At 68.2% G+C, this 14,785-nt stretch carries 14 protein-coding genes and 1 pseudogene; 5 read left to right on the top strand and 10 right to left on the bottom strand.

Translation table 11 applies throughout. The annotated features are described in order from the left end of the window. Nucleotides 1-155 precede the first annotated feature (155 nt). Nucleotides 156-1,517: a 2-oxoadipate dioxygenase/decarboxylase HglS gene (gene hglS, locus ACSDHM_RS00305; protein ID WP_439426538.1), complete on the top strand. Its 1,362-nt coding sequence runs from the start codon at nucleotides 156-158 to the stop codon at nucleotides 1,515-1,517. 136 nt (nucleotides 1,518-1,653) lie between these two features. Here the strand turns inward: hglS and ACSDHM_RS00310 are convergent, their stop codons facing one another. Further along, nucleotides 1,654-3,168, bottom strand: a complete 1,515-nt coding sequence (locus ACSDHM_RS00310) for an acetyl-CoA hydrolase/transferase family protein (RefSeq protein ID WP_021202957.1) — start codon at nucleotides 3,166-3,168, stop codon at nucleotides 1,654-1,656. Nucleotides 3,169-3,553: 385 nt separating this feature from the next. On the opposite strand from ACSDHM_RS00310, the gene glnE reads away from it, so the two are divergent. After that, a complete protein-coding gene (glnE, locus tag ACSDHM_RS00315) occupies nucleotides 3,554-6,349 on the top strand; it encodes a bifunctional [glutamate--ammonia ligase]-adenylyl-L-tyrosine phosphorylase/[glutamate--ammonia-ligase] adenylyltransferase (RefSeq protein ID WP_088496223.1) in 2,796 nt (931 codons plus the stop codon). Nucleotides 6,350-6,523: 174 nt separating this feature from the next. On the opposite strand, the gene ACSDHM_RS00320 is transcribed toward glnE, so the two are convergent. The 6 genes from ACSDHM_RS00320 to ACSDHM_RS00345 all read right to left on the bottom strand — a co-directional run bounded on the left by ACSDHM_RS00320 (nucleotide 6,524) and on the right by ACSDHM_RS00345 (nucleotide 10,473). Next, entirely contained in the window at nucleotides 6,524-7,084 is a 561-nt protein-coding gene (locus ACSDHM_RS00320) for a queuosine precursor transporter (protein ID WP_005415040.1), read from the bottom strand. A 76-nt stretch (nucleotides 7,085-7,160) separates the two neighbouring features. Further along, nucleotides 7,161-7,673 carry a hypothetical protein gene (locus tag ACSDHM_RS00325; protein WP_439426539.1) on the bottom strand — a complete coding sequence of 171 codons (513 nt, stop codon included), beginning with the start codon at nucleotides 7,671-7,673 and terminating at the stop codon, nucleotides 7,161-7,163. Nucleotides 7,674-7,705: 32 nt separating this feature from the next. Next, a complete protein-coding gene (locus ACSDHM_RS00330) occupies nucleotides 7,706-8,209 on the bottom strand; it encodes a hypothetical protein (protein ID WP_439426540.1) in 504 nt (167 codons plus the stop codon). A gap of 19 nt (nucleotides 8,210-8,228) precedes the next feature. After that, nucleotides 8,229-9,080 (bottom strand): DUF2145 domain-containing protein, encoded by an 852-nt coding sequence (locus ACSDHM_RS00335; RefSeq protein ID WP_439426541.1) that lies wholly within the window; start codon nucleotides 9,078-9,080, stop codon nucleotides 8,229-8,231. A 48-nt stretch (nucleotides 9,081-9,128) separates the two neighbouring features. Further along, the gene (locus ACSDHM_RS00340; protein WP_005415044.1) at nucleotides 9,129-9,359 is read right to left on the bottom strand and encodes a hypothetical protein; all 231 of its coding nucleotides are present in this window, start codon (nucleotides 9,357-9,359) and stop codon (nucleotides 9,129-9,131) included. 154 nt (nucleotides 9,360-9,513) lie between these two features. Beyond that, nucleotides 9,514-10,473 carry a mitochondrial fission ELM1 family protein gene (locus ACSDHM_RS00345; protein ID WP_088496219.1) on the bottom strand — a complete coding sequence of 320 codons (960 nt, stop codon included), beginning with the start codon at nucleotides 10,471-10,473 and terminating at the stop codon, nucleotides 9,514-9,516. A gap of 126 nt (nucleotides 10,474-10,599) precedes the next feature. Here ACSDHM_RS00345 and ACSDHM_RS00350 point away from each other — a divergent pair, with 126 nt between their 5' ends. After that, nucleotides 10,600-11,190 carry a malonic semialdehyde reductase gene (locus tag ACSDHM_RS00350; RefSeq protein WP_005415046.1) on the top strand — a complete coding sequence of 197 codons (591 nt, stop codon included), beginning with the start codon at nucleotides 10,600-10,602 and terminating at the stop codon, nucleotides 11,188-11,190. Nucleotides 11,191-11,276: 86 nt separating this feature from the next. Further along, nucleotides 11,277-11,981, top strand: a complete 705-nt coding sequence (locus ACSDHM_RS00355) for a YceI family protein (protein ID WP_227838105.1) — start codon at nucleotides 11,277-11,279, stop codon at nucleotides 11,979-11,981. Nucleotides 11,982-12,156: 175 nt separating this feature from the next. Here ACSDHM_RS00355 and ACSDHM_RS00360 read toward each other — a convergent pair whose 3' ends face one another. After that, the gene (locus ACSDHM_RS00360; protein WP_312539613.1) at nucleotides 12,157-12,558 is read right to left on the bottom strand and encodes a hypothetical protein; all 402 of its coding nucleotides are present in this window, start codon (nucleotides 12,556-12,558) and stop codon (nucleotides 12,157-12,159) included. A gap of 197 nt (nucleotides 12,559-12,755) precedes the next feature. Here ACSDHM_RS00360 and ACSDHM_RS00365 point away from each other — a divergent pair. Then, nucleotides 12,756-13,082 (top strand): annotated as a pseudogene (locus ACSDHM_RS00365) (hypothetical protein); the annotation flags it as partial. 158 nt (nucleotides 13,083-13,240) lie between these two features. Here the strand turns inward: ACSDHM_RS00365 and ACSDHM_RS00370 are convergent. Both ACSDHM_RS00370 and ACSDHM_RS00375 read right to left on the bottom strand, forming a co-directional pair. Continuing rightward, nucleotides 13,241-14,038 carry a siderophore-interacting protein gene (locus ACSDHM_RS00370; RefSeq protein ID WP_072167691.1) on the bottom strand — a complete coding sequence of 266 codons (798 nt, stop codon included), beginning with the start codon at nucleotides 14,036-14,038 and terminating at the stop codon, nucleotides 13,241-13,243. 60 nt (nucleotides 14,039-14,098) lie between these two features. After that, nucleotides 14,099-14,659: a PadR family transcriptional regulator gene (locus tag ACSDHM_RS00375; RefSeq protein ID WP_072167692.1), complete on the bottom strand. Its 561-nt coding sequence runs from the start codon at nucleotides 14,657-14,659 to the stop codon at nucleotides 14,099-14,101. Between the last annotated feature and the right edge of the window lie 126 nt (nucleotides 14,660-14,785).

Here is a 14,785-nt window from a genome sequence, read left to right on the forward strand (position 1 = left end):
GCCGCTGGCCGGCAATAGCATCCTTTCCAGGCATCCGGGGTTGCCGGCCAGCGGCCGGCACTACCCGGTCATGTTGCTCTGCGTATCGCCGCCGCCACGCGCTCCGGCGACAATACGGGTCCGAGCTGTTCCCCGTTCCCGTAATCGAGTGACTGATGAGCGCCTCTTTCGTTTCGCCTGATGTGATCCGCCGCCTGTTCGCGCAGGCCATGTCCCGCATGTACCGCACCGAAGTGCCGCTGTACGGCACGCTGGTGGAACTGGTGGAGCGGATCAACGCGCAGGTGCTTGCCCAGGACCCGGCGCTGGCCGCGCAGCTGCAGCGCAACGACGAGCATGCGCGCCTTGATGAAGAGCGTCATGGCGCGATCCGCGTCGGTACCGTGCAGGAACTAGCGACACTGCGCCGCCTGTTCGCGGTGATGGGCATGTACCCGGTCGGCTACTACGACCTGTCGGTGGCCGGCGTGCCGGTGCACTCCACCGCGTTCCGCCCGCTGACCGGCGCGGCGCTGGCGCAGAATCCGTTCCGCGTGTTCACCTCGCTGCTGCGCCTGGAGCTGATCGAAGACGAAGCCCTGCGTGCCGAGTCGGCGAAGATCCTCGCACGCCGCCGCATCTTCACCGACGGCGCGCTGGCGCTGATCGACCAGGCCGAGCGCGACGGTGGCCTGTTGCAGGCCGATGCCGAGCGCTTCGTCCAGGAGGCGCTGGAAACCTTCCGCTGGCACGGCGATGCCACGGTCGACCTGCCGACCTACCACGCCCTGCACAACGCGCACCGCCTGGTGGCTGACGTGGTCAGTTTCCGCGGCCCACACATCAACCACCTGACCCCGCGCACGCTGGACATCGACGCTGCACAGGCGGCAATGATCGAGCACGGCATGGCGGCCAAGGCGGTGATTGAAGGCCCGCCGCGTCGTGCCTGCCCGATCCTGCTGCGCCAGACCAGCTTCAAGGCGCTGGAAGAGGCCGTGCACTTCCCGGATGCCGAAGGGGGTGATGCCGGCACCCATACCGCGCGCTTCGGCGAGATCGAACAACGCGGCCTGGCGCTGACCCCGAAGGGCCGCGCGCTGTACGACCAGCTGCTGTCGCAGGCCCGCGACGCCGGTGGTGAAGGCAGCACCGGCGGCGACTACGGCCAGCGCCTGCAGGCGGTGTTCGCCAGCTTCCCGGATGACCATGACACCCTGCGCCAGGAAGGCCTGGGGTATTACCGCTACCAGCTGACCGACGCTGGCCGCGCCGCGCCGGAGCGCGTGGCCGATCTGCCCGCTGAAGTGCTGGTGGCCGCCGGCCTGGCCACGGCCGACCCGATCGTCTACGAGGATTTCCTGCCGGTCAGTGCCGCGGGCATCTTCCAGTCGAACCTGGGCGGCGAAGAACAGCGCGCCTATGCCGCGCATGCCAACCGTGAGGCCTTCGAGCAGGCCTTGGGCGTGGCGGTGAACGACGAGTTCGAGATCTACGAGCGGCTGCAGGCCGAGTCGCTGGCGGCGCTGCGCGGGTAAACCGCTTGCCGTGGAGCCGAGCGTGGGCTCGGCTCTACAGGGATTCTGCGGAGCGGCCCCTTTGTAGAGCCGGCCGCTGGCCGGCTGTTGGGGAAGCCGGCCAGCGGCCGGCTCTACCCGACGTCCGTAGCGGGCCTCAGCCCTTCATCGTGCCGGTATCCAGCCAGCGCTGGTGCCACGACAACGCTTCCGGCAGCAGGTGCGGGGTGTGCTTGCCGTAGCTCTCGCGGCTGGCACGGTCGAAGTAATCCTGCAGCTGCGGGCGGAAGTCCGGGTGGGCGCAGTTGTCGATCAGCACCTGCGCGCGCTTGCGCGGGGTCAGGCCGCGCAGATCGGCCAGGCCCTGTTCGGTGACGATCACCGACACATCGTGCTCGGTGTGGTCGACATGGCTGGCCATCGGCACGATCGCCGAGATGGTGCCGTTCTTGGCGGTGGACGGGCTCAGGAACGCCGACAGGAAACCGTTGCGGGCAAAGTCACCGGAACCGCCGATGCCGTTCATGATCCGCGTGCCCATCACGTGCGTCGAATTGACGTTGCCGTAGATGTCCACCTCGATCATGCCGTTCATGCCGATGCAGCCCAGGCGGCGCACCAGTTCCGGGTGGTTGGAGATTTCCTGCGTGCGCATGATGATGCGCTCGCGGTAGAAATCGATGTTCTCCTTGAACGTCTCATTCGCCTGCGGGCTCAGCGCGAAGCCGGTGCAGGAGGCGTAGCTCAGCACGCCGTCGCGCAGCAGGTCGAGCATGCCGTCCTGGATCACTTCGGTGAACGCGGCCAGGTCGCGGAAACCACTCTTGGCCAGGCCGGCCAGCACGGCGTTGGGGATGTTGCCCACGCCCGACTGCAGCGGCAGCAGGTTCGGCGGCAGGCGGCCCTTCTTCACCTCGTGCTTGAGGAACTCGATCAGGTGCGAAGCGATCTGCTCGCTGGTTGCATCGATCGGGCTGAACGGGCTGTTGCGGTCCGGGCCGTTGGTACGCACCACGGCCACGATCTTGTCCGGGTCGCAGCGCAGCGCGGTATCGCCGATGCGGTCGTTGGCGTTCACCAGCGGAATCGGCTTGCGGTGCGGCGGCAGCGCGGTGCCGTAGTAGATGTCATGCATGCCGTCGACGCCGGCCGGCTGCCATTCGTTGACCTCGACGATCACCTTCCTGGCCAGGTCCAGCCAGGTCTTGTTGTTGCCGACCGAGGTGGAGGGCACCAGCGAACCATCTTCGCGGATGGCCGAGACTTCGATGACGGCGGTATCGATCTCGCCATAGAAGCCGAACCACACGTGCTGGGCAACGTGGCTGAGGTGGATGTCGATGTAGTCGAGTTTGCCCTCGTTGATGCGGTTGCGCGCGTCCGGGTCGCTCTGGAACGGCATGCGCATGGCGATGCCATCGGCCTTGGCCAGCGCGCCATCGAGTTCCGGCGCGGTCGAGGCGCCGGTCATCAGCTTGATCTGGAAGGGATTGCCCTGGGCATGCACCGCTTCGATGCGGCGGGCCAGTTCGACGGGAACGGCCTTGGGATAGCCGGAGCCGGTAAAGCCGCTCATGGCCACGGTTTCACCGGGCTGGATCAGCGCGGCTGCGGCCTCGGCGGAGACCACGCGGTCACGGAGACGCGCGTTGGCGATGCGATCAACAGACATGACGACAGTGTTTCTGGGGGGAATCCCGATTATCGGCCATCCTCATCCGTACGGGGGGTTCTACCTTCGTGGAATGGCTTTTCCCCCAGGGGCTCACCCATACCCACCGGTTCTGTTTTGCAGTGCAGCGTGCAAAGTGCATTCGCAGCCCGCACGATGGCCCTGCATCCCGACGTGGGGGAGGGAGCAGAGCCCGCTGGCAGTTCGCTGCAAGCGGGCTTTTTTATTGCCTGTCGCCCAGTATGAATGCGCGGCTCCCAGTATCGGTAGTGGCGGCCGCTGGCCGGCAACCCCAGTAACCTTCGGCAGGATCATCGGATTTGCCGGCCAGCGGCCGGCACTACTGGGTCCGTTGCGCCCCAGCCGGGTCGATACAATCAGACCCATGACCCTCGCCCCCGCTGACCTGCCCGCCGCCCTGCAGCCTCTTGTCGACCGCGCGCTGGCGCGCTTGGCCCAGGTCCTGCCCGAACCCATCCCGACCGATCTGCTGCCGCTGCTGAGCCGGTTGGCGGTGACCAGCGACTTCGCGCTGGACACCCTGGTGCGGCAACCGGCGCTGCTGGCGCAGCTGGCCGCGCCCGGTTGCCCGCCCATCCCGCCACCGGTGCTCGATCCGCTGCAGCCCAGCGACTGGCCGGCGCAGATCCGGCGCTGGCGTACTGCCATGTCGACGCGGCTGATCTGGCGCGACCTGACCGGTCTGGACGACGTGGCACAGACCCTGGCTGGCGCCACCACCCTGGCCGAGAACTGCCTGCGGCTGGCGCTGGACGCGCTGCAGCAGGAATTCGCCCAGCGGCACGGTGTGGTCCGCGATGGCGAAGGCGCCGCGCAGCAGCTGGTGGTGTTCGGCCTCGGCAAGCTCGGCGGCGGCGAGCTCAACTTCAGTTCCGATATCGACCTGGTCTACGCCTATCCGCACGGCGGCGAATCCGACGGCCCGCGCGCGCTGGCCGCTGAAGAGTATTTCGCCCGCCTCGGCCAGCGCCTGGCCAAGCTGCTGGACGAAACCACCGTCGATGGCTTCAGCCACCGCGTCGACCTGCGCCTGCGCCCGTTCGGCAGCGCCGGCCGCGTCGCGCTGTCGTTCGCGGCGATGGACCAGTACTTCCAGCGGGAAGGCCGCGACTGGGAGCGCTATGCGTGGCTGAAGGCGCGCGCTGTCGCCGGTGATATCGAGGCCGGTGAAGCGTGGCTGCAGACCCTGCGCCCGTTCGTGTACCGCCGCTACCTGGATTTCACTGCGCTCGATGGCCTGCGCGAGATGAAGGCGGCGATCACCGCCGAAGTCGCGCGCCGCGAGTTGCACGAAGACATCAAGCGCGGCGCCGGTGGCATCCGCGAGATCGAGTTCCTGTGCCAGGCGCTGCAGCTGATCCGCGGTGGCCGCGAACCTGCGCTGCGCGAGCGCCGCCTGCTGGTGGCGCTGGACGCGCTGGTGGCTGCGGGGCAGATCGCGCCCGAGGACGGCAGTGCGCTGCGCGAGGCCTACCTGTTCCTGCGCCGCCTGGAGAACCGCCTGCAGATGCTGCGCGATGCGCAGACCCACGTGCTGCCCAGCGATGCACTGGACCGCGAGCGCATCGCCGTCGGCCTCGGCTACCCGGACTGGGACGTGCTGCGCGCGGCGCTGGCCGAACAGCAGCAGCGGGTCAGTACCGAATTCGCCGCCCTGCTGGCACCGCGCAAGGGCCAGGCCGCGCCCGACGCGCTGGCCAATTACTGGCGTAGCCTGCCCGAGGGCAGCAACGCACCGCTGCTGGCTGAAGCCGGTTTCCTCGATGCCAACGGCGCGGACCAGTCATTGCGTGATTTCGCGCAGGGAACCGGCGTGAAGTCATTGTCCGATGCCGCGCGTGCGCGGCTGGATCGCGTACTGCCCGCGTTGCTGCATGCGGCCACGCGTTCGCCGCAACCCGACGCCGCGCTCAGGCGCGTGCTTGGCCTGCTGCAAGCGGTGCTGCGCCGGACCAGCTATCTCGCGCTGCTGGACGAACAGCCCAGCGCGCTGGCGCGGTTGGTCGACGTGCTGGCGCGCAGCGCGCTGCTGGCCGAGCGGCTGGCCGCGTACCCGCTGCTGCTGGACGAACTGCTGGACGTGCGCGTGTCCGGGCCGATGCCCGATGCGGCCGGCATGCTGGCCGAGTGCCAGCAGGTGCTGGCAGTGGAAGATCCCGAATCCGCACTGCGCTGGCTCAACGAGACGCGGCTGGCGCTCAGCTTCCGCATGGCAATGGCCACGCTGGATGGCCGCCAGGGTGCGGTGGACAGCACGCGGCAACTGGCCGAGCTGGCGCAGGCGGTGGTCACCACCGTGCTGGCGATGGCCGAGGCGGACATGCGCGCCGCGCACGGCGGGATTCCCGGTGGACGTTTCGCGATCATCGGCTACGGCAGCCTCGGCGGGCTTGAGCTGGGCTTCGGTTCCGACCTGGACCTGGTGTTCCTGCACGACAATCCGGCCGGCGTGGAGGCCAGCGATGGCGCACGTCCGCTGGAACCGGGGCGCTGGTATGCACGACTGGCACAGAAGGTGATGGCGCTGCTTGGTGCGGTCACCGCCGCCGGGCGCCTGTACGACATCGACGTGCGCCTGCGCCCGGACGGTGGCAAGGGTTCGCTGGTGTCTTCGTTGGCCAGCTACACCGAATACCAGCGCGAACGCGCGTGGACCTGGGAACACCAGGCCCTGGTCCGCGCACGCGGTGTGGCCGGTGATGCCAGCCTGCTGGCCGATTTCGAACAGGTGCGCGCACAGACACTGGGTCGTGAGCGCGATCCGGCCACGCTGTATGCCGATGTGCTGAAGATGCGCGGCCGCATGCGCACTGAACTGGACCGCAGCGATGCCGCGCGGCTGGACCTGAAACAGGGTGCCGGTGGCGTGGTGGACCTGGAGTTCCTGCTGCAGACCGGCGTGCTGGCGCGTAGTGCGCAGCATTCCGCGCTGTTGCAGCCACGCGACACGCCGTCGCTGATCGATGCGTTGGCGGTTGCCGGTTTCCTTCCGGAAGACACTGCGCAAGCACTGCATGGCGCGCATGCCACGCTGCTGGATGTCGGCCTGGCCTGCACGCTGGACCGGCGCCCGCGACTGGCACCGACCACGCCCGCGATTGAAGAGGCGTGTGCCGCGATTACGGCAGCGTGCAGAGCGGCAGCGTTGCCGTTCGGGTGATGGGTGCACCCATTAGAACAATTGCCCGGGGATGATCCGCTGTTGGTAGGTGCCAACCGTTGGTCGGCACAATCTGTCAGCGGTGATGAACTCTGATGGAGCGTGCCGACCAACGGTCGGCACCTACCGTGCTCATGTGCCATCCAAGGTCGGCACCTACCAGAGCATGTGCGGTCAGCTGGTCGCGCGCAGCGGCGCCATCTTCCACAGCAGCGCGCGGAACGGGGCCAGCAGGCACACGCCGATCGCCAGCTTCACTGCCAGGTCGCCGGCTGCCCAGCTCACCCACGGCAGGGTGGAACCGGCAAACGCGATCGACCAGAAAATGGTGGTATCCACCGTCGCACTGCAGGTCGTGGCCACCATCGGTGCGCGCCACCAGCTGCCACGGCGCAGGCGGTCGAACACGGTGATGTCCAGCAACTGCGCCACGATGAAGGCCGAGCACGAGGCAACGGCGATGCGCGGCGTGGCCACCCAGATCGACAGCAGCACCGCCACCGCGAAGCCGATCCACGCCACGCGGCGCGCCGGGCCCGGGCCGAAGCGGCGGTTGATCAGGTTGCTGACCAGGAACGCGACCGGATAACTGAAGGCACCCCAGGTCAGCCAGTCGTTGATCGGGTACTGCACCAGCACGTTGGACAGCAGCACCACCGCGCCCATCGCCAATACCGCCAGCACCAGGGCGCGGGCGGTCAGCGGGGCAAACACAGGGGCAGGACGCACGGACATCGCGAGCCAGGGGGGACAAAGGGGATCGCCCATTATCCGCCCGGCCCGCGGCAAAGCCAAAACCGCTTGTTCAGCTTTACAACGCTTCGCTCATCACATCGCCCGCGGCGTAGGCGGTGGGGACGTAAGCCAGCGCCTGGCCCTGTGCGCTTTTCACGGTCCAGCCGGCACCGGCCTCGGTGGGGTCGAAATGCACCTGCTGGCCGACCACGAAGGCCGCCGTCTGGTCTTCATGCACGCGCGCCGGCCAGCGCAGGGTGGCGGTTTGATCGGCCTTGCCGGGCACCTGCAGCTGCACCTGGCGCTCGCCCGCCGCCGTGGTCTCCACCTTTTTCACTTCCATCGGTGGCAGCGGCACCGCCTTGGTGCGGTCAACCCTGCCATTGCGTTCGCTGGCCTTGAACGGCGCTTTCGACAGTTCGGACAGGCCCGCCGACGCAGCGAGCGGCACCGAGACCACGATCAGCGAGGTGATCAGCACGCTGGCCTCGCTGCTGTTCAACTCCGGCGCGGCGCCGGCATGGACGGTGGGCACCAGCAGCGCGGAGAGCAGCAATGCAGAAGCGGGAACGCGCAGGCAACGGAACATGGAGACCTCCTGGTCAGCGTGGGGACGGCGGCTCAGCGCCGGGTATCGAAGATGTCGCGCGGGCCGGTGGCTTCGGGCAGGTATTCCAGCGGGCGGCCCTGGTTGTCCTTCAGCTGCCAGCCCTGGTCGTTGCCGGTCGGCTCGAAGTTCACGGTCTGGCCCACGGTGAACTGCACGGCCGGGTCGCCGACGCCGCGCGGATACTGCATCGATGCGGTGTTCTGCGGATCGTTGGCATCACGCAGCAGCACTTCGCGGCGGCCATCGACGGTGGTGGCGATGGCACTCACCTCCATCTGCGGCAGCTTGATCTGCTGCGGGCGGGCCAGCGGCTGGCCGGCATCGGCCGCATCCTGGGCTTCCTTCGCTGCTGCGGCGCGGGCCGAGGCCACCATCTGCGTGGACATTTCCAGGCTCGGTCCCTGCGGGCCCGGGTCATGGATGATCACGATGCGGCGTTCGGCGTGGGCGGCCGTCGACCACGCCAGGCCGGTGACGGTCACCATCGACAACACAGAGGTAAGCAGCGGACGCATGTGGTTCTCCTTGCGGGATTCAGGGCGTGGCGGCAGTGGCACCGGCCACCGGCACGTGGGGGATCACCAGTTCCTGCTGCAGCTGCCTGCGCTGGTGCAGGAAGTCGAACACCGATTCCACCGTCACCACCGCATAGTTGCCGGAGATGCGTTCGCCGGCCGGATGGTCGGTGGTGGTGGCGTTGGCTACGAACAGGCGCGCACCCACGCGCTTGCCGAGGCCGATATGCAGCACGCTGGGCTGGTACTTCTGCTGGCGCAGCCACTGCTGTGCCTGTTCGCGCTTGACGATGGCCGGCGCGCCTTCGGCCTGCGCCATCGCCGCCGCCAGCACTTCCAGCACCCACTGGTTGGAGTTCTGGTAGTCGGTGGCGAACGGGTAGGCGACCACGTTGTACTTCGCTTCGTGCAGCGCCTTGGGCTGGATCGAGGGCGACACCAGCATCGCGCGCAGCGCCGCACGCAAGGGGGCCGACGGCACGCCGATGCGCAGGTCGGTATGGCCGCCGCTCTCGCCGACGAAGTTGCCGAGGCCCTCGTGGTACAGCTGCGAGCGGTCGGTCTTGCAGCGGTTGAGCAGGTGCATCGCGCGCCAGCGGTCGTCGTCCTCGCGCAGCAGGAAGGCCAGGTGGCTGTGGCGCAGGCCATAGCGGCTCAGGTCCTGGCCACCGCGCGCGGCCACCACCACGTCCACATCGGGCAGCGCGTCCAGGCGTTCGGCGGTGGTCCAGGCGACATCCAGCATCGCCGCCTGCGACGCCACGCTCGGGTAGCGCTCGCGGCAGGCGGTGCTGTCGGCCCAGGCCGGTGCGGTCGCCAGCAGGCTGGCGATCAGCAGCGCGGCGCGGCGCAGGCGGGAAAAACGATCCATGTCGGTACCTTCAACGGCGGGCAGGCCCGCGCGCCGATCATACGCTGCTCAGCGCAGCGGGCGATCCACGCCCTTGCGCTGGAGTTCCCTGTCGCAGGCATCGCTGATCGGGGCGATCGGCAGCGGCGGGCGCTCGCCCGTCTTCGGATCGCGCAGCGCCGGCTGTTCGCGGTACGCATCCAGCTGCTGCTGGCATTGATAGGAGATCGGGTCCAGCTCGGTGGGCGCGGTCGAACACGCGGCGAGCAGGGCCAGGGGCAGCAGGAGCAGGGTACGCATGAAGGCATTCGGTCCGGTGGGGGACACCGGACTCTAACGGTATGGGCGGATTGAAATGTTCAGAAATCGCTGCGCACCCCGGTAGTGCCGGCCGCTGGCCGGCATCGGCAGGGTGTCCGGTAATGCGCACAGCGTTGCCGGCCAGCGGCCGGCACTACCCCAAGGCCAGGCGCTGCTTTACTTCCGCCGCCACGCGCGCGGTTTCGCGCAATGGCTCGATGCGGTCGTACTGCCAGTCCAGCCAGTGCGGCTGCAAGCGCCCGCGTTCGCGCAACTGCTGCTGGAAACGGGCCAGCCGGCCCTGCGCGGTATCGGCCAGTGCCACCATCACCGGCATGCGCGTGGCGCAGGCTTCAGAGAGCAGGTTCACCGAATCGGGCGAGACCACCACGCGGTTGGCCCAGCCGAGCAGGCCACCATAGGGATTGGTACCGTCGCCACCATCGCCCCAGATCACGTGCGGCAGGTCGGCGAACTTCGCGCGCAGGATCTCGGCCAATGCCGGCGGCGTGCGTCGCGAGGTGGTCGCCAGCAGGCTGCCACCTTCATTGCGGATCTGCTCGGCCAGCGCCTGGAACACACCGATCATTGCCGTCTCGTCCCACGGCGCCAGCGGCGTCGGCCCGCCGACCAGCAGTGCGGTGCGCGGGCCGGGTAGGGTGCTGAAGCCGGCGAACGCGGCGCGGCCCCAGGCCAGCCAGTCGTCGTCCACCGGGTTGAGGCTGCCGAGCAGGGTCAACACATTGCTGCCGCGCAGGGCATCGTGTTCGGGCACCACCACCACGTCCCAATGGCGGGCGCCGATGCGCGGGTCGAGGATCTGCACCACCTGGCTGCCGCGTGCACGCAGCACGCGCAGGGCACCGGCCGCCTGGCGACCACAGCCGATCGCCAGTGCCGGCGCCTCAGCCGCCAGCGTCGCCAAGGCCTCGCCGTAGCCATTCACATCGCCGGGCAGGCGCCGCGGCGACAGCCAACGCCAGGGTGCGCGCGGTTGCAGGAGCAGCGGTCGGTGGGTGCCCTGGCGCAGTGCCGAGGCCAGCGCGACCGCCTGGCGGACATTGCCCGCACGGCCGTCAGTGACCGTCCATGGCGCGCTCGATCGTTTCACCATTGGCATTAATTCGTTTCAGCCCTGCTGGGTGTTGCAACAGTCGCGACACTCTACACTGCGGCTCGTCGTTTCGCCCCGCGCCGCCCGCGGGCACTGACTTCCTTTCGCCGCCCTGGAGATCCACCGATGTCCCACGCGCTCGACGCCGCCGCCCTTGATCAGCTGTTCCGTACGGCCCGCACCCAGAACGCCTTCCTCGACAAGCCGGTCCCCGAGAGCCTGCTGAAGGAACTGTACGACTTGGTGAAGTGGGGCCCCACCGCGGCCAACACCACGCCGGCCCGCTTCGTCTTCGTCACCTCGAAGGAGGCCAAGGACAAGCTGGCCCCGGCGCTGTCCGAAGGCAACCTGGCCAAGACCATGGCTGCGCCGGTCACCGTCATCATCGGTTTCGACCTGGACTTCCACGAGAAGCTGCCGTACCTGTTCCCGCACACCGATGCCAAGGCCTGGTTCGATGGCCCGCAGGAAGGCCGCCACGAAGCCGCCATCCGCAACGGCAGCCTGCAGGGTGCCTACCTGATCCTGGCTGCGCGCGCGCTGGGCCTGGATGCCGGCCCGATGTCCGGCTTCGACCCGGCCAAGGTCGACGAAGCCTTCTTCGCCGGCACCTCCATCAAGTCGAATTTCCTGGTCAACCTGGGTTACGGTGATCCGGCGGGCCTGTTCCCGCGCCTGCCGCGCCTGTCGTTCGACGAAGCGGCGCGCATCGCGTAAGTCGCTGTATCGGTTTCGGGCCCGCCGTCCCGCGGCGGGCTCTTGCTGCACCGTGTACCCACCCTACGATCCGGAGAGTTCCTCAGATGAGCGCCACCCGTAAACTGCTGCTGCCGCTGGCCCTGACCCTGGCCATCGCCGCCTGCTCCAAGCCGGCCGATACCGCTGCCCCGGCCGATGCCGCCGCCCCGGCGACCACCGAGCAGGCTGCCACCCCGGCGGCTGATGCCGCCGCTGCTGCGCCGGCTGCCGAAGCGATCAAGATCGCCTCGGGCACCTACAAGCTGGACCCGAGCCACACCGACGTGCTGGCGCAGTGGAGCCACTTCGGCTTCTCCAACCCCAGCGCGCACTTCGGCAACGTCGAAGGCACCCTGGTGTACAACGCCGAAGACGTGACCAAGTCCACCGTGGAAGTGAAGCTGCCGCTGAGCGGCCTGAACAGCTTCACCGCCAAGTTCGACGAGCACCTGAAGAGCGCCGACTTCTTCGACGCCGCCAAGTTCGCCGATGCCACCTTCAAGAGCACCAAGGTGGAAGCGGCCGGCACCAACAAGCTGACCGTCACCGGCGACCTGACCATCAAGGGCATCACCAAGCCGGTCACCCTGGACGTCACCGTCAACGGCGGCGGCGAGCACCCGATGGCCAAGGTTCCGGCCGCCGGCTTCGATGCCACCACCACCCTGAAGCGCAGCGATTTCGGCGTCGGCGCCTACGCCCCGAACGTCAGCGATGAAGTGAAGATCCGCATCACCACCGAAGCCACCGGCGAAAAGCCGGCCGCTTGATGCACCCCGCTCACTCGTCGTGAGAAGGCAGAAGGCCCGCTGAAAAGCGGGCCTTCTTTTTGGGTTCTGCATGCGAGGCACCCGATGCCGATGGGGTTGCCGGCCAGCGGCCGGCACTACCCGGCAGGTGCCAACCTGCATCTGGTGGGTGCGGACCGTTGGTCCGCACGATCCCTCAGCGCAACGCGCCCAGCCACGCCCCACATGCTTCGCTCGGGCTCTGCTTGGCCTTCACCGTCATCCCGCTCACCCGCACGAACGTCTGCGCCGCCTGCGCCACGCTCTGGCGGGCGATCAGCGCCGCCTGCTTGGTGGCAGCCTGCTGCTTGCGCAGCTGCACGATGTTGATCGAAGGCCGACCCACCGGCGCGTACTTCTGGTCGCGGCGCAGCACGTCGGCCACCTGCGCCACTTCGAATTCGGCCTGCAGGTAGCGGTGCTGTGCTTCCACCAGCTCGCGCAGCGGCGCGCGCAGTGCAGCGGTGTCGGCGAAGGCGGCCAGGGCCGCGTCGCAGGCAGCGTCATCAGCGAAACGGGCGCGCAGCGCATCCACGCTGGCCAGGGTCAGTTTGGCCATGTGGGCCTCGTTGCTGCAGGAAAGGAGCGCGATTGTCGCATTGCTTGCCGGCGGATGCGTTGAACCGGGCGATGGAATACCTGTAGAGCCGAGCCCACGCTCGGCTCATCGCGCGCAGCGCGAGGGTTTTCCGATGGCGGAACGACGAGCAGCCGAGCATGGGCTCGGCTCCACAATGGCCCGCTGTATCACCCACGGAAGTGCGCGAAGGTCTGCTGTGCGGCATGGTGGAAGACACGCTGGTGGAACGGGCCGGTACCCTCGGCCTGGAACCGAAAGTGGTGCGCGAGGCGCTGACCATGCACGTGGATGAGCTGCTGCACACCCGTGGCGTGCTGCGGCTGGTGAAGGCGCAGATCAACGGCATGATGCCCGGTGTGTATTTCGGGCTGCTGTTGCCGTTGTTGATCATCGCGCTGCTGGTGGCGCTGGAGATCTGGGCCGCGCAGCGGTTCGGGTGGATGCGGCAGGCGGCGCCCAGTGCTCCTGTAGAGCCGAGCCCACGCTCGGCTCATCGCGCGTAACGCGAGGGTGGAGCGAAAAGCAGCCGAGCGTGGGCTCGGCTCTACATGGTCAAGGGCGTGCGGACCAACGGTCCGCACCCACCCAGGAAGGTGCGTCAAAGGCGTGCGGACCAACGGTCCGCACCCACCAAGCAGGGTCCGCACCCACTGCCTTTTGATCAATCGCCGTCGGTTTCGTCCGGATGCGCCTTCCAGTAGCCGGTGGAACGAATCCAGTCGCGTGGCACACCCAGGTGGCCTTCGATGAACTTGCGCATCATCCGTGCGCGGCGAGATTCGGTGGCGATCCAGTAGAAGACATCGCCGTCCGGGGCCTCGAAGTCGGTCAGCATGTCTTCCAGCAGCGTACTGCTGGCCGCCGGGAAGCCGTTGCGCTCCAGCCAGTGGATGCGCACGTTCTCGTACTGCGGCAGGTCCTGGCGCTCGGCCTCGTCGCGCACTTCGATGAAGGCCTGCACCTCGGCACTGTCCGGCAGCATGTCCAGCCAACGGGCGATGGCCGGCAGTGCGGTTTCATCGCCGATCAGCACGTAGGCGTCGTAGGTGTCGGCCACCACGAACGAGCCGCGCGGGCCGCCGATCACCAGCATGTCGCCCGGCTGTGCGCGTTCGGCCCACGGCCCGGCCACGCCCTGGTCGTGCAGCACGAAGTCGATGGCCAGCTCGCCGCGCTCGTGGTCCCACCAGCGCGGGGTGTAGTCACGGGCCGGCGAAGGCGCCTTGCCGGCCGGGTAGCTGCGGCCTTCGGCGGTCAGCACCGGCAGCACCATCTCGCCCGCAGCGTTGGGGAAGAACAGCTTGATGTGGTCGTCGGCGCCGGGCGAATCGAAGCCGGCCAGGTCGTCGCCACCCAGCACGATGCGGCGCATGTGCGGGGTGACCTCTTCGGTGCGCAGCACGGTCAGTTCACGGAAGCGCACATCCAGGCGCAGGCGCGTGTTGTTGTGTTCGGTCATGGGGGTTACCTGTAAAGGTGTCGCGCGGGGGCGCGCGGCGTAGGGGCGACCTGGCTGGATTCAGTCTGGCTGGGTCGTTGAAATCGGTGGTTGCTCGCTACCGGCCGTACCGTTGAGCAGGGCCGAGGCCCGCGTCAGCAGCGCCGCCACTTCGTCCGCCTCGCCCTCGGCCCAGCGGCCGTGGTGATGCACCAGCGCCCGCTTGAACTCGCGCAGGGCAGTGGCCAGCGGCGGCGGCAGCGAGGCCTTGGTGATCTCGCGGGCACGGTCGAAGGCACGTCGCTGCGCCAGGCGTACCTGGGTGCGCTGCACCTTCAGCTCGAACTCACCGGCAGCGGTGATGCGGAAGATCCGCTTGCCATCCACTTCCTCGGCCTCGATCCAGCCGGCCTGCTCGAAGCTGGCCAGCAGCGGGTACATGGTGCCGGCGCTGGGCGTGTAGGCCTGCATGAACTGGTTGCTGATCAGCTGCATCAGCTCGTAGCCATGGCGCGGCTGCTCGCCGATCAGGGCCAGCACCAGCAGGCGCAGGTCGCCGCGGCTGAGCACCCGCGGCTGGCCATTGCGACGTGGCACCGCTGAATCGGTGGAACGGGCTCTGGGAGAGGGGCTTCGGCTCATTTCGATATATCGGTAAACGAGTGTGCAAACGATATATCGATATGTCGAAAGCGACAACATCCGATCCGGCCACAAGCAGGTGCAATTTGGGCCACGGACCTTCGTGCGCACAGCAAAAGGGGCGCC

The organism is Stenotrophomonas sp. T8 (assembly GCF_051853085.1).
GTDB lineage: Bacteria > Pseudomonadota > Gammaproteobacteria > Xanthomonadales > Xanthomonadaceae > Stenotrophomonas > Stenotrophomonas sepilia.

Bases quoted from the DNA above. Each gene is read 5' to 3' on its own strand.
- ACSDHM_RS00350 (WP_005415046.1), top strand. From the start codon at position 10,600: ATGTCCCACGCGCTCGACGCCGCCGCCCTTGATCAGCTGTTCCGTACG.
- ACSDHM_RS00335 (WP_439426541.1), bottom strand. From the start codon at position 9,080: ATGGATCGTTTTTCCCGCCTGCGCCGCGCCGCGCTGCTGATCGCCAGC.
- ACSDHM_RS00355 (WP_227838105.1), top strand. From the start codon at position 11,277: ATGAGCGCCACCCGTAAACTGCTGCTGCCGCTGGCCCTGACCCTGGCC.
- ACSDHM_RS00330 (WP_439426540.1), bottom strand. From the start codon at position 8,209: ATGCGTCCGCTGCTTACCTCTGTGTTGTCGATGGTGACCGTCACCGGC.
- ACSDHM_RS00360 (WP_312539613.1), bottom strand. From the start codon at position 12,558: ATGGCCAAACTGACCCTGGCCAGCGTGGATGCGCTGCGCGCCCGTTTC.
- ACSDHM_RS00340 (WP_005415044.1), bottom strand. From the start codon at position 9,359: ATGCGTACCCTGCTCCTGCTGCCCCTGGCCCTGCTCGCCGCGTGTTCG.
- ACSDHM_RS00325 (WP_439426539.1), bottom strand. From the start codon at position 7,673: ATGTTCCGTTGCCTGCGCGTTCCCGCTTCTGCATTGCTGCTCTCCGCG.
- ACSDHM_RS00375 (WP_072167692.1), bottom strand. From the start codon at position 14,659: ATGAGCCGAAGCCCCTCTCCCAGAGCCCGTTCCACCGATTCAGCGGTG.
- ACSDHM_RS00370 (WP_072167691.1), bottom strand. From the start codon at position 14,038: ATGACCGAACACAACAACACGCGCCTGCGCCTGGATGTGCGCTTCCGT.
- ACSDHM_RS00345 (WP_088496219.1), bottom strand. From the start codon at position 10,473: ATGGTGAAACGATCGAGCGCGCCATGGACGGTCACTGACGGCCGTGCG.
- hglS (WP_439426538.1), top strand. From the start codon at position 156: ATGAGCGCCTCTTTCGTTTCGCCTGATGTGATCCGCCGCCTGTTCGCG.
- glnE (WP_088496223.1), top strand. From the start codon at position 3,554: ATGACCCTCGCCCCCGCTGACCTGCCCGCCGCCCTGCAGCCTCTTGTC.
- ACSDHM_RS00320 (WP_005415040.1), bottom strand. From the start codon at position 7,084: ATGTCCGTGCGTCCTGCCCCTGTGTTTGCCCCGCTGACCGCCCGCGCC.
- ACSDHM_RS00310 (WP_021202957.1), bottom strand. From the start codon at position 3,168: ATGTCTGTTGATCGCATCGCCAACGCGCGTCTCCGTGACCGCGTGGTC.